General features: G+C 57.3%; 14 protein-coding genes. 6 read left to right on the plus strand and 8 right to left on the minus strand.

The genetic code is table 11. The features are described 5' to 3' along the window. Positions 1–107: 107 nt before the first annotated feature. The 3 genes from FEM03_RS14820 to FEM03_RS24470 are packed head-to-tail and all read right to left on the minus strand — an operon-like array spanning position 108 to position 4,339. Positions 108–2,561, minus strand: coding sequence for a DEAD/DEAH box helicase (locus FEM03_RS14820; protein ID WP_138087061.1), 2,454 nt, complete (start codon positions 2,559–2,561; stop codon positions 108–110). A 28-nt stretch (positions 2,562–2,589) separates the two neighbouring features. Continuing rightward, complete coding sequence (locus FEM03_RS14825) at positions 2,590–3,777, minus strand: molybdopterin molybdotransferase MoeA (protein ID WP_166442880.1); 1,188 nt, start codon at positions 3,775–3,777, stop codon at positions 2,590–2,592. Positions 3,778–3,796: 19 nt separating this feature from the next. Continuing rightward, on the minus strand, positions 3,797–4,339 hold the full coding sequence (locus FEM03_RS24470) for a hypothetical protein (protein WP_166442881.1): 543 nt from the start codon (positions 4,337–4,339) through the stop codon (positions 3,797–3,799). Between the two features lie 137 nt (positions 4,340–4,476). On the opposite strand from FEM03_RS24470, the gene dnaX reads away from it, so the two are divergent. Together dnaX and FEM03_RS14840 are read left to right on the plus strand one after the other, a co-directional pair. Then, a complete protein-coding gene (dnaX, locus tag FEM03_RS14835) occupies positions 4,477–6,339 on the plus strand; it encodes a DNA polymerase III subunit gamma/tau (RefSeq protein WP_138087064.1) in 1,863 nt (620 codons plus the stop codon). Between the two features lie 39 nt (positions 6,340–6,378). Beyond that, complete coding sequence (locus tag FEM03_RS14840; protein ID WP_138087065.1) at positions 6,379–6,693, plus strand: YbaB/EbfC family nucleoid-associated protein; 315 nt, start codon at positions 6,379–6,381, stop codon at positions 6,691–6,693. A gap of 19 nt (positions 6,694–6,712) precedes the next feature. Here the strand turns inward: FEM03_RS14840 and FEM03_RS14845 are convergent, their stop codons facing one another. The 4 genes from FEM03_RS14845 to FEM03_RS14860 form a co-directional block, all read right to left on the minus strand. Beyond that, complete coding sequence (locus tag FEM03_RS14845; RefSeq protein ID WP_138087066.1) at positions 6,713–6,910, minus strand: hypothetical protein; 198 nt, start codon at positions 6,908–6,910, stop codon at positions 6,713–6,715. 57 nt (positions 6,911–6,967) lie between these two features. Next, entirely contained in the window at positions 6,968–8,725 is a 1,758-nt protein-coding gene (gene argS / locus FEM03_RS14850; protein ID WP_138087067.1) for an arginine--tRNA ligase, read from the minus strand. Between the two features lie 58 nt (positions 8,726–8,783). Next, on the minus strand, positions 8,784–9,281 hold the full coding sequence (locus tag FEM03_RS14855) for a PTS sugar transporter subunit IIA (RefSeq protein WP_166442882.1): 498 nt from the start codon (positions 9,279–9,281) through the stop codon (positions 8,784–8,786). A gap of 65 nt (positions 9,282–9,346) precedes the next feature. Then, positions 9,347–10,255 carry a hypothetical protein gene (locus FEM03_RS14860; protein ID WP_138087069.1) on the minus strand — a complete coding sequence of 303 codons (909 nt, stop codon included), beginning with the start codon at positions 10,253–10,255 and terminating at the stop codon, positions 9,347–9,349. Between the two features lie 75 nt (positions 10,256–10,330). Between FEM03_RS14860 and FEM03_RS14865 the strand changes: the two genes are divergently transcribed. From FEM03_RS14865 to FEM03_RS14880, 4 genes are all read left to right on the plus strand, one after another. Next, positions 10,331–11,437, plus strand: a complete 1,107-nt coding sequence (locus FEM03_RS14865) for a site-2 protease family protein (RefSeq protein ID WP_138087070.1) — start codon at positions 10,331–10,333, stop codon at positions 11,435–11,437. Between the two features lie 715 nt (positions 11,438–12,152). Further along, positions 12,153–13,349: an ammonium transporter gene (locus FEM03_RS14870; protein WP_206171028.1), complete on the plus strand. Its 1,197-nt coding sequence runs from the start codon at positions 12,153–12,155 to the stop codon at positions 13,347–13,349. A gap of 221 nt (positions 13,350–13,570) precedes the next feature. Next, positions 13,571–15,064: an ammonium transporter gene (locus tag FEM03_RS14875; protein WP_138087071.1), complete on the plus strand. Its 1,494-nt coding sequence runs from the start codon at positions 13,571–13,573 to the stop codon at positions 15,062–15,064. A 174-nt stretch (positions 15,065–15,238) separates the two neighbouring features. Further along, positions 15,239–16,396 carry a Gfo/Idh/MocA family protein gene (locus tag FEM03_RS14880; RefSeq protein ID WP_138087072.1) on the plus strand — a complete coding sequence of 386 codons (1,158 nt, stop codon included), beginning with the start codon at positions 15,239–15,241 and terminating at the stop codon, positions 16,394–16,396. Between the two features lie 90 nt (positions 16,397–16,486). On the opposite strand, the gene FEM03_RS14885 is transcribed toward FEM03_RS14880, so the two are convergent. After that, complete coding sequence (locus tag FEM03_RS14885) at positions 16,487–17,299, minus strand: alpha/beta hydrolase (protein WP_206171021.1); 813 nt, start codon at positions 17,297–17,299, stop codon at positions 16,487–16,489. Between the last annotated feature and the right edge of the window lie 189 nt (positions 17,300–17,488).

Consider the following 17,488-nt stretch of genomic DNA (forward strand, 5'->3'; position numbering starts at 1 on the left):
GGTCGATGATGAAATTAGGTGGGGGGAAGGATAAGACACGGATTTGAGTGGGGGGCAAGAGAAAAGGAAAGTCGGCGAGCCGGGGCCGGTGGGGGATATGTTCAATTTTAAGCGTGTTTGCGCAGCAGGTAATGCAGGGGTCGCTCGTGTTTTTGTTTGGGGGTGAGAGGGGGAAGTTTGGGGTGGAGGGTGTGGGAAGAGTTTGCAAGGTGGCTTTGGAGAAGAGCAGCGGATTGGGATTTTAGCTGGGTCCATCGCGTCCAAGGGTGGTCCGGCGAATGGCTGAGATGCCGCAGAAGGCTGAGCCATTCGGTGTAGGCGCGGGCGAGGTCGCCGTTCTGAAAGGATGAAGGCGAAAGGATGAGGGATGAAGACAAACCGAGGAGTTCGGCGGTGGCTTCGCCGTAGGCGAGGGGAAGGCCGGCTTCGAGGTAGCCGGTGTGGTTGACGAATCCGTAGGTGGCGCGGCAGATGGCGGAGAGTCTTTCGCTGGGGTTGGCGATGGGGAGGTCGATGTGGGTGTTGCCGCGCAGGTTTGCCAGATGGGGAAGGAGTTCGTCGATGGGATAGGATTCGTCTTCGAGGGCGGCGGCAATGGCGAGGCCTTCGCCTTGTTGGAAGAAGCTGAAGATGATGCCGCGTTGAGTCGGAGTGCCGTCGCTTTCGATCAGACCGAGCGTGCGCCAGGCGTAAATGGCGCTGCCGCTGGAGGGTTTATGGTGGGAGGTTGATGGTTGATGGATCTCGGTGTCGACCTGACGTTCCAGGGTGCGAAATTGCGGAGTAACGAGCCAGTGGCCGTGGCTGTCCTGGGTGGCTTCGACGGGGAGGTTGGAAAAGTCGTAGGTGGCCCACAAGGTGTCACCACGGGTGGTCATGCCGAAGAAGGTGGCGTTTGGAAGTTGGGCGTCGAGTTTGGGAAGGGCGACGAGATGGAGTTTTTCCGGGGTGAGGGATTCGATGTGACGGGGGATTTGCAGGAGTTTGCGGAGGGATAAAGCGATGGTTTGCAGGCCGATTTCGCCGGTGGGATCGGGGACGCTGGGTCTGCCTAGGGCGATCTCGCGCCCGTAGATTTTTTGATCGCCCGGGAGTTTGGTGATGCGGCCGAGCGTGGGGAAAAGGGTGCTGAGGTAGCGGGTGCTGGAAAGGGTGGGGCCCTGAAAGGTGTCGTTGGCAAGGTGGGTCTGGCTGAGAGGGACGGTCTGGGTGACGGGTTTGGTGATGGGTTCCCAATGGCCCTGGCTGTTGAGGAGTTCGCGCTGGGTGGCTTTGAGGCCAAAGAGGGCGGTGGTAGTTTGGGGGGTGGCGGTTTGTTGAGGTGTGAGGCCGAGGTCGGGCGGGGTTTTGGCGAACAGTTTGGTGGTGAATTCGGTGGCGGCGATGAAGGGGTCGCGTCCGTCCTGGGCGGCGCGATACATGATGCGGAGGAAAAGAGGCCAGCTAAGTTTGTTGCCGCGACGGAGTCGGACGGGACGGGAGTCGTTGAGCGTGGGGCTGTCGCGGGTGGTGAGGACGTAACCACGTTCGTCGAGTCCGCGTCGGCCAGCGCGACCGAACATTTGCAGGAGTTCGTCGGCGCTGAGTTGTTGCTCCGAGACGCCGTCGTGGAAGGTGGTGCCGGAGACGTGGACGCTGCGCACGGAGAAATTGATCCCGGCGGCAAGGCCCATCGTGGAGACGATGACGCGCAGTTGTCCGGCTTTGGCGAGGGGTTCGATGAGTCCGGCGCGCAGCGGATAGCTGATGCCGCTGTGATGGAAGGCGACACGTTTTTCGAGCATCGACGCGATGTCTTTGCCCGCGAGGATGCGTTGTTCGTGGGTGAGCGATAGGGGTTCGCCGGGAGGAAGATGCGTGGCGATTTTGGCGGCGATGGACTCGGCGTCTTTGCGTCGGGGAGCGAAAATGAGCAGCGGGGCTAGGTCGGCAAGGAGGGCGGCGGTGGCGAGTTTGGCCCAGCGATTTTCAATGTTTTTGAAGCGGGGCTGGTGGTAATCGAGAGGGAAGTCTTCGAGGGGAACGGGACGGTTATGGGTGCTGATGACTTCGACTTGACGTCCAAGACGGCGCATCCATTCAGCGAGATCGTTGGGGTTTTCGACGCTGCCGCTGAGGAGGAGGAGTTGGGTGTTGGGCGGCGTGAGGATGATGGCGCCTTCATAGTGACTGCCGCGTGAGGAGTCGGCGATCATCTGGTATTCGTCGATGACGAGAAGCGCGGGACCATCGCCGCTGATGAGGCGTTCGATCTGGGTTTCGAGGGTGGCGACGAGGACAGGTGCGTGGACGTTGAGCGCAAGATCGCCGGTGGCGAGGCCAACATTCCAGCCGGCTTCGGTCCATTCGGCTTGTTTGTCGTTGGCCAAGGCGCGGGTGGGGACGGTGTAGACGAGTTGGCGTTTGTGATGACCGGCTTTGGCGATGAGTTCGAAGATGAAGGTCTTGCCGGCACCGGTAGGGGCGCTGACGATGACGTCGCTGCCCGCGCGCAGGTGACTGACGGCGCTGTGCTGCCAGGGGTCGGGGAGTTTCAGGGTTTGGGTGAGACCGGAAAACATGGCATGGCCGGGAGTCGAATGCAGGAGATCAGGGGACCAAGAGGATTACGTTCGTGCCAGCGGCGAGGGACTGGTTGGCTTCGAGTCGAAGCATCGCATTGGCCTGGCTGAGGCCGAAGAGGGCGTGGGATTGTTGGACGCCGGTGGGTATGAAGGTGTTTTGCTGAAGGGTGCCGCGGAGATAATGAGGACGATCGCCGGGGTTGTCGACGGCTTGATTGAGGGTGGCGGGAACGGTGGGTAGCTCAAATTGAAACGATCCCATCGATTTCAAGAGGGCGGGACGGACGAAGATTTGATAGGTGACGTAAGAGGAGACGGGGTTGCCGGGGAGTCCGAAGATCTGGCAGGGGTTGGTCTCGGTGCGGGCGTGGAGAAGGGGTTTGCCGGGTTTGATTTTGACGCGCCAGAGATTGGGGAGGATGCCGAGGGATTGGAGGGCGGGTTTGATGTGGTCGTGATCGCCCACGGAGACTCCGCCGCTGAGAATGAGGAAATCGTGGGTGCCGGTGAGTTCGCGCAGGGCAGAGATGGTTTGGTCGAGGTCGTCGGGGAGATGATGGGTGCTGATTGCGGAGATGCCGAGTTGGGCGACGAGGGATTGGAGAAGGATGCCGTTGCTGTTGTAGAGCTGGCCGGGAAGGAGGGGTTGGCCGGCGGGGATCAGTTCATCGCCGGTGGTGATGATGGCGACGCGTGGAGGCCGGATGACGGAGATTTCGTTGAGGCCTTGTGAGGCGAGAAGGGCGAGGCGGGTGGGGGTGAGGGCGTCACCGGGTTTGAGGAGCTGCTGGCCGAGGCAGATGTCGGTGCCGGTGCGGCGGAGGTTTTCTCCGGAGACGACGGGTTCGCGGCATTGAATATGAGTTTTATCGGGCGAGAGGTCGACGTCTTCCTGCATGATGACGGCATCGGCTCCCTCGGGCATAGGGGCACCGGTGAAAATGCGGATGGCGGTCCCGGAGTTGAGGGTGAGATTTTTTGAGGTGCCAGCGGGTTGCTCGGCGATGATGGGGAGGGGACTCGTGGTGGTGGTATCGGCGGCGAACACGGCATAGCCGTCCATGGCGGAATTGTCGAAGCCGGGGAGGGCGACGGTGGCGTGAAGGGCGCGTGCGGCGAAGTGATGAAGAGCGGAGGTCAGCGGGACGCGGATCGGATCGAGGGGTGAGACGCTGTCGAGGATGCGGGCGAGCGCGGTTTCGATTTCAAGCATGGCTGGGCTGGTGCGATCGTCACGGAACGGTTGGCGGAACTTCGGAGGCGGGATTGATGAACGGATTTTGCAGAGGAGGTAGATTTGACTCGGTGTTGACGGGATTCGGAGTTGGGGCACCGGGAACACCGCCCCAGTTGAGCTGGTTGTCCAGCGGAGGTGGTTCGCTGCCGGTTCCGGTTCCATTGGCTTTGGCGGCGGCCATGGAGGCGCTGACGGCTTCACGGGTGGCGAACACGGGATTGCCTTTTTGTGGGTAACCTTCGATGATGTCGGCGGAGAGGAATGTGTGCTTGCGTTCGGGAGTGACTTTGAGTTCGGCTTTGAGTCCGCTGGGGGAAAAGGTATAAAGTGCGGTGCCAGCGACGATGGCATATCCCCGATGGGCGCTGATGAGGACGAATTTTTGCTCGGGATTAACCATCTCGATGGCTCCGATGGCGAGGTCACCAGTGGATTCGTCGGTTTGCTGAGCACGTTTTTTGCGCAGCAGTCCGCAGCTGGTGGTCAAAATGGCCAACAGCAACAGGACGGTGAGGGGAAACAGGGCTTGAGGTCGCACGGTAAGAAACAGTCACTAGGATTGAATGAGCGGGTGGGGAAGCGCAAGCCCAACCCGAAAAAAATGCGTTTCTTGAGGAAATCAAAAAAGCCGAAATGCGCGGTGGAAACCTCGCGACGGACCGCTAGGATGCCCGCGTGAGCTATCAGGTCTTCGCCCGTAAATATCGTCCCCGCACTTTTGATGATGTGCTTGGTCAGGAGCATGTTGTGCGCACGTTGCGCAATGCCATTGCCCAGAAAAGGCTGGCCCATGCCTACCTGTTTGTGGGTCCGCGTGGCACCGGGAAAACCAGCACGGCGAGGATCTTTGCCAAGGCATTGAATTGTCCGGGTGGTCCGATGGTGGATTTCGATCCGGACAATGAGCTTTGTGTGGAAATTGAAAAGGGCATCTGCCTAGATGTGCGGGAGATTGACGGCGCGAGCAACAACGGGGTGGAGCAGGTGCGTGAACTGCGTGAGGAAGTGAAGTTTGCGCCGACTCGGTGCCGGTTTAAGATTTATTACATTGATGAGGTTCACATGCTGAGCACGGCGGCGTTCAACGCGCTGTTGAAGACGTTGGAGGAACCGCCGGAACATGTGAAGTTCATCTTCGCGACGACGGAGGCGCACAAAGTGCTGCCGACGATCATCAGTCGTTGTCAGCGTTTCGATTTGCGGCGCATTCCGGCGGGGGTGATTGCGAATCATCTTCTGCACATTGCGACCTTGGAGAACGTGGCGCTGGATCAAAAGGCGGCTTATGCGATTGCCAAGGGAGCGGAGGGCGGCATGCGTGATGCGCAGTCGATGCTGGATCAGTTGGTGGCGTTCTGCGGGGAGAGGATTGAGGAGCAGGACGTGCTGGACATTTTCGGGTTCACGCGAGGGGAAACCGTGGCGCATCTGGCGCAGGAGATTTTGCAGCAGGACACGGTGGGGGCCTTGAAACATTTGCACACTCAGGCGGATGGCGGGAAGGATCTTTCGAGGTTGCTGGCAGATTTGATCCAACATTTCCGCAATTTGCTGGTGCATCAGGTGGATGCGGGAGCGGCGGAGGAGGATCTTTCGCCGGAGATGACGGCGTTGGTGCGTGGTCAGTCGGCCATGGTCGAAGCCGAATCGGTGTTGCGGGTGATGGATGGTCTTGCCGAAGTGGATGCGAGGATGCGTTGGGCGAGCAACAAGCTGCTGCATCTGGAGATTGGCATCATCCAGGCCGTGCAGACCTTGGGCGAAGTGACATTGACCGAAGTCATTCAGGCGATTGGTGGCGGTGGTAGCGGGGGGGCTCCGAGGACGATCACGCGGCGGGCAATCGCACCGGTGGCGGCGGTGCCTGTGCCGGTGGTGGCTACGGTTCCAACTCCGGTTGCTCCGATTCCGGTGCCCGCATCTGAGGCGGTTAAAGTTCAGCCCGAGCCCCAGACCGAGCCTGCGCCGCAACCAAAACTTCAGCCTTTGGTGGCTCCACCTGAACCGCCAGCGAAGCTTCCTGAACCGGGTGCAGATCTGTCTTTTGATTTGGATATCGAGCCTGCTGCCATCCCTGCCAAGGCGGAACCGTTGAGCCTCGAAGCCCTCTGGACGCTGTTTCTTGAGCGAGTGACGGTGGAACGTCCGTTGTTTGCCAATTGGGTGGAGTTTGGCGCATTTCTTCGGCAGGAAGGCAAGGTGCTGGTATTGGGATTGCCGACGACCGAGGACTCAGCACGGGACAACTTGATGCGACCAATGGCCCGCAAGTTTTTGGAAGAGATGCTGGCCGATTTGACGGGCAAACCGGTGAATTTAGACATCGTGCTCGATGCGACCCTGGCGCCGCCTCCGGTGAGTGAGATGTCATTGGGGTTGTTGGAGATGGATTCTCCCTCTCCGCAGAAGGCCGGTGGAAAAGAGCCGGAAGCTGCGCCCAAAGAAGAAACGCCCAAAATCGGAACGGACCCCGATTTTTACAAAGACCCGCTGGTGAAAGCCGCGATTGAAAAGTTCAAGGCGACCTTGGTGAAATGACCGATCGGCAGCAACCCTTTATCCCAACCAAATCTTTCTATGAATATACAAAAAATGCTCAAGCAAATGCAGCAGATGCAGTCGAAGATGGCAGAGACCCAGGCTGATCTCGCTGCTCAGACCGTGCAAGCTTCGTCCGGTGGTGGACGGGTGACGGTGACGGCCAATGGTTCGCAGGAAATCACAGCGATCAAGATCAGCAAGGAGGTGGTTGATCCCGAAGATGTGGAGGTGTTGGAGGACTTGGTGTTGAACGCAGTTCAGCAGGCGCTGGCGAAGAGCAAAGAACTCGCGGCAGGGGAAATGGGCAAGCTGACCGGTGGACTTGGATTGCCGCCAGGGTTGGGACTGTAAATCATAGCTTGCTTAGGCCTTATTCGGCCGCTTCAGAACGTTCGATGCGCCAGGCATCGCGATGTTCGGTGACCCATTCGACGAGGGCACGTTCGAAGCCGATGTCCTCTTTGGCCTTCTGGCTTTCGATCCACTTATAACGGCGGATCTCGTCCAGTTCAGCGAGGTATTCTTCGTAGTAACTGATGGCGGTGCGAGATTGAGCGGGGGAGGCCATATCGGGAAAGGCTAAAGGATAAGGGATAAAGGATAATGGACAAAGAGGGCAGTTACATCACATGCGCTCGGTGGTCTTGATGCCGAGGAGATCGAGACCCTGTTTAAGGATTTTCGAGGTGACTTCGCAGAGGACGAGGCGGGTGTTGCGCACGGTGCCTTCGGAGCGCAGGACGGGACAGGATTCGTAGAATCCGTGGAAGGTGTCGGCGAGTTCGTAGAGGTATTGGGCGAGCAGGCTGGGACGGAAGTCCTGTTCAAGAACATCATGCACAACTTCGCCGAACTGACGAAGTTTGACGGCGAGAGCGCGTTCGGCTTCTTCGGTGATTTCGCATTCGGCATCGAGCGTCGGAGCAGCGTCGCCGAGTTTGCGGAAGATGCCGCGAATGCGGACATAAGCGTTGATAAGATAGGGGGCGGTGTTGCCTTGAAACGACAGCATTTTCTCCCAGGAGAATTTGTAGTCGGTCATGCGATGCTGGCTGAGCTCGGCATACTTGACGGCGGCGATGCCGATGATCTCGGCGATCTGGTCCTTGGCGGATTCTTCCAGGTCGCGTTCGTCAACGATTACACGTGCGCGTTCGACGGCTTCGTCGATGACTTCGATCAGGCCGACCGATTCGCCGGAGCGGGTTTTGAACATTTTTCCATCAGGTCCGAGGATGCTGCCAAAGGCGATGTGTTCCATGCGCGTGGCTTGACCGCGACGCGTGGACGCGGCGAAGAGTTGACGGAAATGAAGTTGTTGGGGAGCGCCAACTACATACCAGATCTCATCAGCCTTCCATTCGCGAACCCTGAAGTCGATGGTGGCGAGATCGGTGGTGGCGTAGAGAAATCCGCCGTCGGATTTACGCACGATGCATGGAGCATCGGTCCACTCGCCATCGCGTTGGGTTTTGAAGGGATCGTGGTTGGGAGATTGGGTTTCGTCGGAGAAAATGCAAGCGGCGCCGTCGCTGATGCGGGCGATGCCTTTCTCTAGAAGATCGTCGACCAGCGGAGCGAGGGCTTCGTTGTAAAAGCTTTCGCCGAGGTAATGGTCGAAATGGATGCCGAGTCGATCATAAACTTCGTTCAACTGATCCAGCGTGAGCTTGACGCAGCGTTTCCAGATTTCGAGGTTTTCGGCGTCGCCTTTCTGGAGTTTAACGAGCTCGAGTTTGCAGGTTTCCAGGATTGATTCATCGGCCTTGGTCAGAGCGTTGACGGCACGGTAAACGCGCACGAGTTCATGAATCGGATCTTTGGCGAGGGCGTCGTGATCGAGCAGCGTTTTGAAACCGTGCAGGATCATACCGAATTGGGTGCCCCAGTCACCGACGTGGTTGTCGGTGATGACCTGGTGGCCGACGAAACGGGCGATGCGCGCGAGGCTGTCGCCAATGAATGTGCTGCGGATATGGCCGACATGCATGGGTTTGGCGACGTTGGGGGCGCTGAAATCGATGACAATGCGACGAGCCTGGTCCACCTCGGAAACGCCGTTGCGGTCATCTTCGAGAAGCAATCCGATGGTTTTTGCGAGCGCAGGTTTGCTGAGTCGGAAGTTGAGGAAGCCGGGTCCGGCAATCTCTGGCGTGTCGCAAAGGTCGCTGACGTCGAGGTTTTCGACCAAAGTCGCGGCAAGTTGACGGGGATTGGTTTTCAAGGCTTTCGCTGCCACCATGGCCGCGTTGCTCTGGTAGTCTCCGAAGCGGGTATCGGAGGCCTGGGCAACGGTGATGGGAATGCCTTCAGGAGGGGTGATGCGTGCTTTTTCGAAAGCGAGCAGGAGGCGTTGGGTGAGAAGCTGGCGACAGGTAGACATTGAGAAGAAATAATTGAGGGGAGGAAGGGAAAATTTTCGGCCGATGAAGGGGCCGGGGTCACTTGTCCGCGTGTTTGCGGAAAACTTCAAGGATGGCAGTGGCATCAGGTGCCTCGAGCAATTGTCGTCGCAACTTGCTGCTGAGGAAGTTCTTGGCGACCGCCCGCAGGGTTTGCAAATGCAGCAGGTGACGGTCCTGTGGCACGATGTAGAGGAGAATGTAGTGAACCGGCTCTCCATCGGGCGCATTGAAATCGATGCCTTGAAGGGAACGTCCGAAGATGAACACGGTTTCGGATACCGCGTTGGAATAGCAATGAGGGATGGCGACTCCAGAACCGATGCCAGTGGTGTGGATGTTTTCCTTCTCAATGAGAGCGTTCAGTAGCGTGGGGCGGGCTTCGCGTGGAATCGCGTTAAGGGCGTCGAGGCGTTCGAGAAGCTCGGCAATGACTCCCGGGCGTTCCAGCGCAACCATGTCCGCGATCACTCGATCTGCCGACAGGGTGTTGGCAAGATTGATGTCGAATTGAGGAGCGGTGATCGGCTGGGCCAAGGCAAAGATGATTGTAGACGGGAGATTGTGGGTGGCAATGGACAAATGCGGCGCATTGCGGTGCTTCATTTCATCTCTGCGGGTGACTGGCTGAAGGTCGGGCCCTCCTGCATGCTCATGGTTTCAAGACTGGGAAGGTTCTCAAGTGGTTTACGATGGTCAACGAGCCGGCGCTCAACCTGTCGTGTCCAATCGGCGGCCAACTGGCCCAGACGAGATGCTGCTTTTTCGATGTTCGAGGCTTGAACAGAGCGCCATAGAACTAAGGGAAGGGTGAGGAGCAGGGCAGTTGTTGCAGGCAACAATGCCGGGTAGAGGTTGGGGGGAAGAGCCATGAAACTTTGCTCCATGAACAGCAGCAGCGTGCCGGCGAGACCGATGATGGCAAGGATCTTCATCGGCAACTTGCCAATGTTGGCATTCAGGCCGACGGCCTCGCTCTCGCAGGCATGCAGAAGCGTGTGTCGCACGGCATCCATTTGCGAGGGGCTGATCCGACCGGCGGAACGAAGTCGCGTGATGAGTTCAGTATTGATGGTGAACGACCCGGTGAGATGCTGGCAGAGCTCGCGGCAGGCATTCTCATAGGTCCGGTAGCACGGTGATTTGGCCTGGATGCGCCGGGCGAGATACATCTCCAATGGCTGCTCGGAAAGCTGGTAGCCATCGAAGAATTCAGCGTCCGCATGCTCCCTTTCGCGAATTCGAAAGCCCTGTGCGAGCATATTGACGGCACCTGCGACCGCTATCAAAGCCAGCAGCGAGAGGATTCCCAAGGCCAGGGGAGAAAGCGGCTCCAGAAGTGTTTCCAATCCGCGCAGAACCTGCGGCAGTGGGGTGTCGGCATTGTTTAATAAAATCACTAAGGCCATGGTCGCGATTTCGATAACACACCATGCAACTGATGTCCCATGAAATTGCTTCGTGGCGCTTCGTGCGATGGGAATTTCGTATCCGATGCGTCCATTTTTCACAGACAACGTTATGATGATTGACGACCGGGGCTGTCACAGTCCCGGTAGTTGCATCAAAGCCCCCATTTATCTCTTATGAAACGCTGGTCATTTTCTATCGCCACGGTCGCTGGCACCGAGGTTCGCATTCATGCGACCTTTCTTCTGCTGCTTGCATTTATTGGCTGGCAGGCGTCCCAGGTTGGGGGGCTTGAAGCGGCGCGCAATGCCGTGCTTTTTATCGTGGCGATGTTTGCCTGCGTGCTGCTGCATGAATTTGGGCACGTGTTTGCCGCTCGCAGATACGGGATTTTGACTCCTGACATCACGCTGCTGCCCATTGGTGGGCTGGCGAGGCTGGAACGCATGCCTAAAGAACCTGTTCAGGAATTGGTGGTCGCTTTGGCAGGCCCAGCGGTGAACGTGGTGATTGCCGGGTTGATCATCGGATCGATCCAGGTGATGCCACCGGTATCGTTCGATATTGATCCGCATGGACGGAGCTTTTTTGTGCAACTGGCGCAGTGGAACATCATCATGGTGCTGTTCAACATGATTCCGGCGTTTCCGATGGATGGCGGCAGGGTGTTGCGTGCCGTATTGGCGATGTTGACGGGGAACTACGCGAAGTCCACCCAGTGGGCTGCGACGATCGGCCAGGGTTTTGCGGTGATCGGAGCAGTGGCTGCGATGTTCTTTTTCAAGAACCCTTTTCTTATCATCATCGCCATCTTCATCTTTTTAAGTGCCGGCCAGGAGGCGGCATATGTGAACGAACAGGAAAGCATGGATGGGATGAAGGTGAGGGATGCCATGATGACCAATTTTCAGACGCTGGGTGATCATTCACGGCTGCAGGACGCGGTGACGTTATTACTGGCCGGTTCGCAGCATGATTTTCCGGTGGTGGATCGGGGAGGGGGTTTTGTTGGATTGTTGCGGCGCAAGAACCTCATCAGCGCCTTGTCGGAGCACGGTCCTCAACATCCGGTAGCAGAGGTGATGGAGTCCTGCGACATTTTACTGGAACCGCAGCAGGCCTTGACCGAAGCGATGGACAAGCTGCGGCAAAGTGAATGTCCGGCCTTGCCAGTGATGGACCCACTGGGTGGCGGGTTACGAGGATTGCTTACTGCCGAAAATATCGGCGAAATGATTATGGTGCGCAGTGCCATGATGAATCGGGATGACCGGCTTGGATGATCCAGACGAGCCCCCAAAGGTCTTTGTGCCGGGCCCCAACCCGCTTTGCATTACATGTATTGTTTAATGTTATAAAGCCTGACTTAAGGTGGGGTATAAATCGACCATAAGAAAGTTTTATTGGTTCGTCGTATTGCCCGCTTCATCCGTTTGGGCCTTTGCCTATCGATGAAAATTGTTTTCCTACGCGGCTGTCAGTAGGACCAGAGATTTGAGGACGCCCTAAGGCGTTGCTGATGACGACCTTGTCTGGCTGTCCCTGTTTGTCCACCAAACAGCCGCGCTAGAAAATCTGGCACGTCCTTTGCTTACCCCTCAGTTGGAATGCCTTGCTCCCAACTCGTTGGGAGCCGGGCTCGCCATAAAAAGAAGACAACCTACTAACAACCTGATGATGACGCCAACCCACTTGATTCGTAAAACACCTATCGCGGCACTTGTTGCCGCGCTCCTGGTCGGGACCTTCGTGTCTCCGCTATCCTACGCACAAGAAACACCTCCGCCTGCACCGGTCGCTGAAGCTCCCGCAGCGCCCGCCCCCGAGGCTGTAGCACCGGCTCCCGCTCCAGCGGAAGTAACACCTGCTCCAGCCCCGGCGGCCGAAGCACCAGCACCCGAAGCTCCTGCAGAGGCCCCCGCCGAAGCAACAGCAGAGGCCCCCGCTGAAGAAGACGCGGGTCCTTCCGTCGAATTGTTCACCGTCAACAACGTGTGGATGATGGTTTGCGCCGCGCTGGTGTTCTTCATGAACCTCGGCTTTGCCTGCGTTGAAACCGGTCTCACCCAGGCCAAAAACACGGTCAACATCCTCTTCAAGAACGCCATCATTCCCTGCATCGGTATCCTTACCTATGCTTTGATCGGCTTTAACTTGATGTATCCGGGATTCGGCGAAGGAGATAATTTATGGTTCAAGTTTGCCGGATTTGGCATTACCACGGACGAAGCCGGTATCACCTCCGCCTACAATGCGGGTTACACCTACTGGACTGACTTCCTGTTCCAGGCCATGTTCGCCGCCACCACCGCCACCATCGTTTCCGGTGCTGTCGCAGAACGCGTCAAACTCTCCTCCTTCATGGTGTTCACCGTGATCTTCGTCGCCATTGTCTACCCACTCGCAGGCAGCTGGAAATGGGGCAACGGTTGGGCCAACCAAATGGCCACTCCGTTCTATGACTTTGCAGGTTCCACCTTGGTTCACTCCGTGGGCGGTTGGGGCGCGCTTGCAGGTGCCATCATCCTTGGAGCTCGTCGCGGCAAATATGTCGACGGCAAAATCAAGCCTATCCTTGGTCACAGCATGCCACTCGCCACTCTTGGCGTGTTCATCCTCTGGCTCGGCTGGTTCGGCTTCAACGGCGGTTCCGTTCTGTCCGCTGATCCTGGTTTGGTTTCTCTGACCTTGGTCACCACCTCCATGTCTGCTGCTGCTGGCGGTTTTGCCGCGAGCATCGTTTCCTGGATCTTCTTCAAGAAGCCCGATTTATCCATGACCCTCAACGGCATCCTTGCCGGTCTCGTCGGCATCACCGCAGGTGCGGATCAGATGTCCCCGATGACCGCCACCTACATCGGCCTCATCAGTGGCGCCCTGGTGTTCTTCTCGGTGCTGTTCTTCGACAAAATCAAAATTGATGATCCAGTTGGTGCCATTTCCGTTCACTTGGTTTGCGGTATTTTCGGCACCCTCGCCGTTGGCCTCTTCGGTGCCAAAGCCGGTGGCGAACAGCTCATGAGCCAGATCAAAGGCGTCGCCGTTTACGGTGCATTCACCTTCGTGGTGACCCTGATCCTGTTCTCGGTGATCAAACTGGTCATGGGACTGCGTGTTTCTCCTGAAGAAGAGTCCGAAGGACTCGACATTGGCGAACACGGTGGTGTTGCTTACGACATCCCCCCTGCCAAATGATTTACTGCCTGTCGGGGACGATGATTTCCTGACAGCGCTTTTAATCACGATAAAACTCCCCGGCGAAAGTCGGGGAGTTTTTTTATATTCCTGACTCGAGATTACTCAGGCTGGCACAAGGTTTGCTATGAGCAGCGATAACGCTCGATCGCACAAATCTCATTGCGACCCCTAAAGGTCGCGATTGGTTCGCTCAAGCGCCAAGCTAAACACGCCATTCTATGATCCAAACCATTCGCCAGCGCGTCCTCGCCGCAGCTCTAGGAGCTGCGTTTTTTGTCACCGGAGCCATCCATGCTCAGGAAACTGCCCCCGCTCCAGTCCCAGCTCCGGCTCCCGTGGTCGAAGCAGAGGCACCAGCCGCAGAAGCCCCCGCCGACGGCCCAACCGTCGAACAACGACTTTACGATTTGGAAGCCTACATCAAGAACGGCGCTCCTGGGAAAGATGGTGATGTCGAGTGGACCTCGAATATTGCTGGCCCCGGTCCCGGTCACAGTGCATGGCAGATGACCAGCAGCGCTTTGGTGCTGTTCATGACCCTGCCCGGTCTCGCCCTTTTCTACGGCGGTCTGGTTCGCAAGAAAAACGTGTTGAGCGTTCTTGCTCAATGCCTTGGACTTGCCGGATTGGTGACCATCCTGTGGTGGGCAGTGGGATACAGCCTTTCATTCAGCGGCGGCGGTCCGTTTCTTGGTGACACGGCCATGGCCTTCCTCAAAGGCGTTGAACCCGGTGCCTCAGGTGCAGGCTATTACTGGATCTCCGACAGCATGTGGGTGGTGTTTCAATTGACCTTCGCCATCATCACTCCGGCACTGATCGTTGGAGCCATTGCTGAGCGCATGAAGTTCATCTCCGTGCTGGTATTCTCCGCCATCTGGATGTTCGCTGTGTATTTCCCTTTTGCCCACATGGTCTGGGGCGGCACCGGTTTCATGTGCGGTCCTCTCAACGCGGACGCGGGCATCAAAGCCATCGATTTTGCAGGCGGCACCGTCGTTCACATGACCTCTGGTTGGAGCGCCCTGGTTCTCTGCATCATCCTTGGTAAACGCAAAGGCTACGGCAAAGAGCCCCTCACCCCACACAGCATGGTGCTTTGTATGGTCGGCACCGGCATGCTTTGGGTCGGATGGTATGGTTTTAACGCCGGTTCCGCACTTGGTGCCGACGCCCTTGCAGCCAACGCCTTCATGACCACGACGCTTTGCGCCGCCGTTGCCTCCTTTGTCTGGGGCATCACCGAATGGATCTTCCGTGGTAAACCTAGCGTTCTTGGTTTCTGCTCCGGTGTGGTGGCAGGTTTGGTGGTCATTACCCCTGCTGCTGGTTTCGTCACCGCCAATTCGGCCGTCATCATGGGTGTGATTGCTGGTATCGTTCCGTTCATCGCCGTCATGGGCATCAAGAAAATGCTCGGTTATGACGACTCCCTCGACACCTTTGGCATCCACGGCGTGGGCGGCACCATCGGCGCCATCCTCACCGGTGTGTTTGCTGATCCTGCGGTGAACAGCGTGGTTGAGCCACTCAAAGACGGCCTTCTGATGGAGCAAATCAAATCCGTTCTCCTTACCATCGTGTGGAGCGTGGTCGCCACCACCGTGATCGCTCTGATCGTGAAATTCACCGTCGGTCTGCGTTGCAGCGATGACGTGGAAGAAGCCGGCCTTGACCTTCCTGAACACGGCGAAGCAGGTTACGAACACTAAGCGGCCAGCCGTTTTAGTTAAAACTTAGTGAACTGGGGTGCAGCGATGCGCCCCAGTTTTTTTGTGTCCCTCCCCCGTTACCCCGCATTTTTCCGCTTGCCCTCCTGCCTTGGACTGCGCGAGTATTTGCGTTCATTTCCTTATCATTCTCAACCCTTCTTCAATACCTATCGCATGAGCAGAAAAATTCGTTACGGCATGATCGGCGGCGGTCGCGGTGCCTTCATTGGCGGCGTGCATCGCATTGCAGCAAACATTGATGGTCAGATTGAACTGGTCTGTGGCGCATTTTCATCCGATCCCCAGCGTTCGAAAGACAGCGGTGCGGATTTCTTTCTGTCAGCCGACCGTTGCTACGGAAGCTTTGAGGAAATGATCACCAAAGAAGCCGCGCTGCCTGCTGATCAACGCATGGATTTTGTGTCCATCGTCACGCCCAATCACGTCCACTTCCCTGCTGCCAAAGCCGCACTCGAAGGAGGCTTTCACGTGCTCAGCGACAAACCTGCCACCTTAAATCTTGAAGAAGCCAAGGCCCTGGCGGAGATCGTGGAAAAAAGCGGCAAACTCTACGGACTCACCCACAACTACACTGGCTATCCGATGGTGAAACAAGCCCGCGAGATGGTGTCGAGCGGCCAACTGGGCAAAATCCGCAAGGTCGTGGTGGAGTATCCGCAGGGATGGCTCGCCACACGCATTGAAGCAAGTGGACAAAAACAGGCCGAGTGGCGCACCGATCCCAAACGCTCCGGAGCCGCTGGTTGCATCGGCGACATCGGCACCCATGCTGAAAACCTCGCCGAATACATCACCGGATTGAAAATTTCCGAACTCGCCGCCGACATCACTTCATTTGTTGAAGGTCGTCAATTGGATGACGATGGCAACGTTCTGCTCCGTTTCGACAACGGGGCCAAGGGCATCCTTCACGCTTCCCAAATCAGCGTTGGAGAAGAGAACAATCTGAACATCCGCATCTACGGCGAAAAAGGTGGACTCGAATGGCGGCAGCAGGAGCCCAACACCCTGCTTGCCAAATGGAACGATCAACCCACTCAAATTTACCGCACCGCCAGCGGTTATCTTTGTCAGGCTGCAGCGGCTGCCGGCCGAATTCCTGGGGGCCATCCCGAGGGTTACCTTGAAGCGTTTGCCAACATCTATCGCAATTTCGCCGCGCATGTTCGCAGCGAAATCGACGGCACCGCTCCCGATGCCAATGTTCTCGACTATCCCAAGATTGAAGACGGAGTGCGCGGCATGGCGTTCATCGAAGCCGTGGTTCAATCCTCCGCCGAGAACGCTGCCTGGACCAAACTCAACGCCTAGAAAATCCGGCGCGGATTACCTCCTAAAATCACGAAGCGCCGATGGCTATAGACCATCGGCGCTTCGCTTTTTTTCGGCAAACCCCCACGTTCACCGAAATTGTCTGTCGAGGAACTTGATGGCCGCGCGGACGGCGGCTCCATCAGACAAGAACCCGATCACATGGCCCCGTCCTCGTATCCAGAATAATTCATTGGGAACTCCCGCCGCAGTGAGAGCCTTGCGATAATCCACCGGTTGATCACTGCGCACCAGAAGATCAAAGCCACCGTGATAGAGAAATACTGGCGGATCATCCGGCGAAATATGAGTGACCGGCGAAGCCTCAACATACGCATCCGGATATTCGGTCATCACTCCACCGATGAAATCAGCAATCAACCCCGGGCCGGGATACTTCCGCAAATCGACTGGCGCCCCACCGGCGACCACCGCCTTGATTGGTGGAGTGTTCGGATCATCCATAGAACCGAGCAACGCCGCCAGATGCCCCCCCGCCGAGTAGCCAAACACCGCCATGGGACGTGGATCGAGATTGAAGGTGTCCCCTCGTGCGCGGAACCAGCGCATGGCCTCCTGCAAATCTTGAACCGGTGCCGGATAATGATATTTCGGGGCCAGCCGGTAGGTGGCATTCATCACCACATAACCGCGACGTGCCAGACGACCCGCGATGGATTCCATGTCACTGCGCCGATCGGTCTTGGCCCAACCACCACCATGAATCAACAACACCCCGGGCCATGGCCCATCGCCTTTCGGTTCATAGATATCAGCCCTCAAAGCCTCGGGCCAGCCTTCCGGCGTGTAAACGGCATTACGCCACACCTTGAACCCAGGAGCCGTCACCACCTTGCCCGGACTCGAGTCCCCAGCACTCTTCAAATGCGAAGAGCACGACATCATGGAAAGCAATAAAATGGCGGATAAGAATTTAAGCATTGAGGACGAGAGGTGATCCGAGCAGAACGAATGTTCAGATTCAAAAAAGCCCAATTTCATGATTTTTTGATCGTGGCCCTCAGGAGATTTTCCATTGCCATCAAGGCGGCCTCATGACAGCATGCAGGTCTCCAAATTCTGAACTGAATC

It is taken from the genome of Phragmitibacter flavus, from assembly GCF_005780165.1.
GTDB classification, from domain to species: Bacteria; Verrucomicrobiota; Verrucomicrobiia; order Verrucomicrobiales; family Verrucomicrobiaceae; genus Phragmitibacter; species Phragmitibacter flavus.

Coding starts and splice junctions, on each gene's coding strand:
- FEM03_RS14820 (WP_138087061.1), bottom strand. CDS start 2,561: ATGTTTTCCGGTCTCACCCAAACCCTGAAACTCCCCGACCCCTGGCAG.
- FEM03_RS14825 (WP_166442880.1), bottom strand. CDS start 3,777: ATGCTTGAAATCGAAACCGCGCTCGCCCGCATCCTCGACAGCGTCTCA.
- FEM03_RS14840 (WP_138087065.1), top strand. CDS start 6,379: ATGAATATACAAAAAATGCTCAAGCAAATGCAGCAGATGCAGTCGAAG.
- FEM03_RS14845 (WP_138087066.1), bottom strand. CDS start 6,910: ATGGCCTCCCCCGCTCAATCTCGCACCGCCATCAGTTACTACGAAGAA.
- argS (WP_138087067.1), bottom strand. CDS start 8,725: ATGTCTACCTGTCGCCAGCTTCTCACCCAACGCCTCCTGCTCGCTTTC.
- FEM03_RS14865 (WP_138087070.1), top strand. CDS start 10,331: ATGAAACGCTGGTCATTTTCTATCGCCACGGTCGCTGGCACCGAGGTT.
- FEM03_RS14870 (WP_206171028.1), top strand. CDS start 12,153: ATGATGGTTTGCGCCGCGCTGGTGTTCTTCATGAACCTCGGCTTTGCC.
- FEM03_RS14875 (WP_138087071.1), top strand. CDS start 13,571: ATGATCCAAACCATTCGCCAGCGCGTCCTCGCCGCAGCTCTAGGAGCT.
- FEM03_RS14880 (WP_138087072.1), top strand. CDS start 15,239: ATGAGCAGAAAAATTCGTTACGGCATGATCGGCGGCGGTCGCGGTGCC.
- FEM03_RS14885 (WP_206171021.1), bottom strand. CDS start 17,299: ATGTCGTGCTCTTCGCATTTGAAGAGTGCTGGGGACTCGAGTCCGGGC.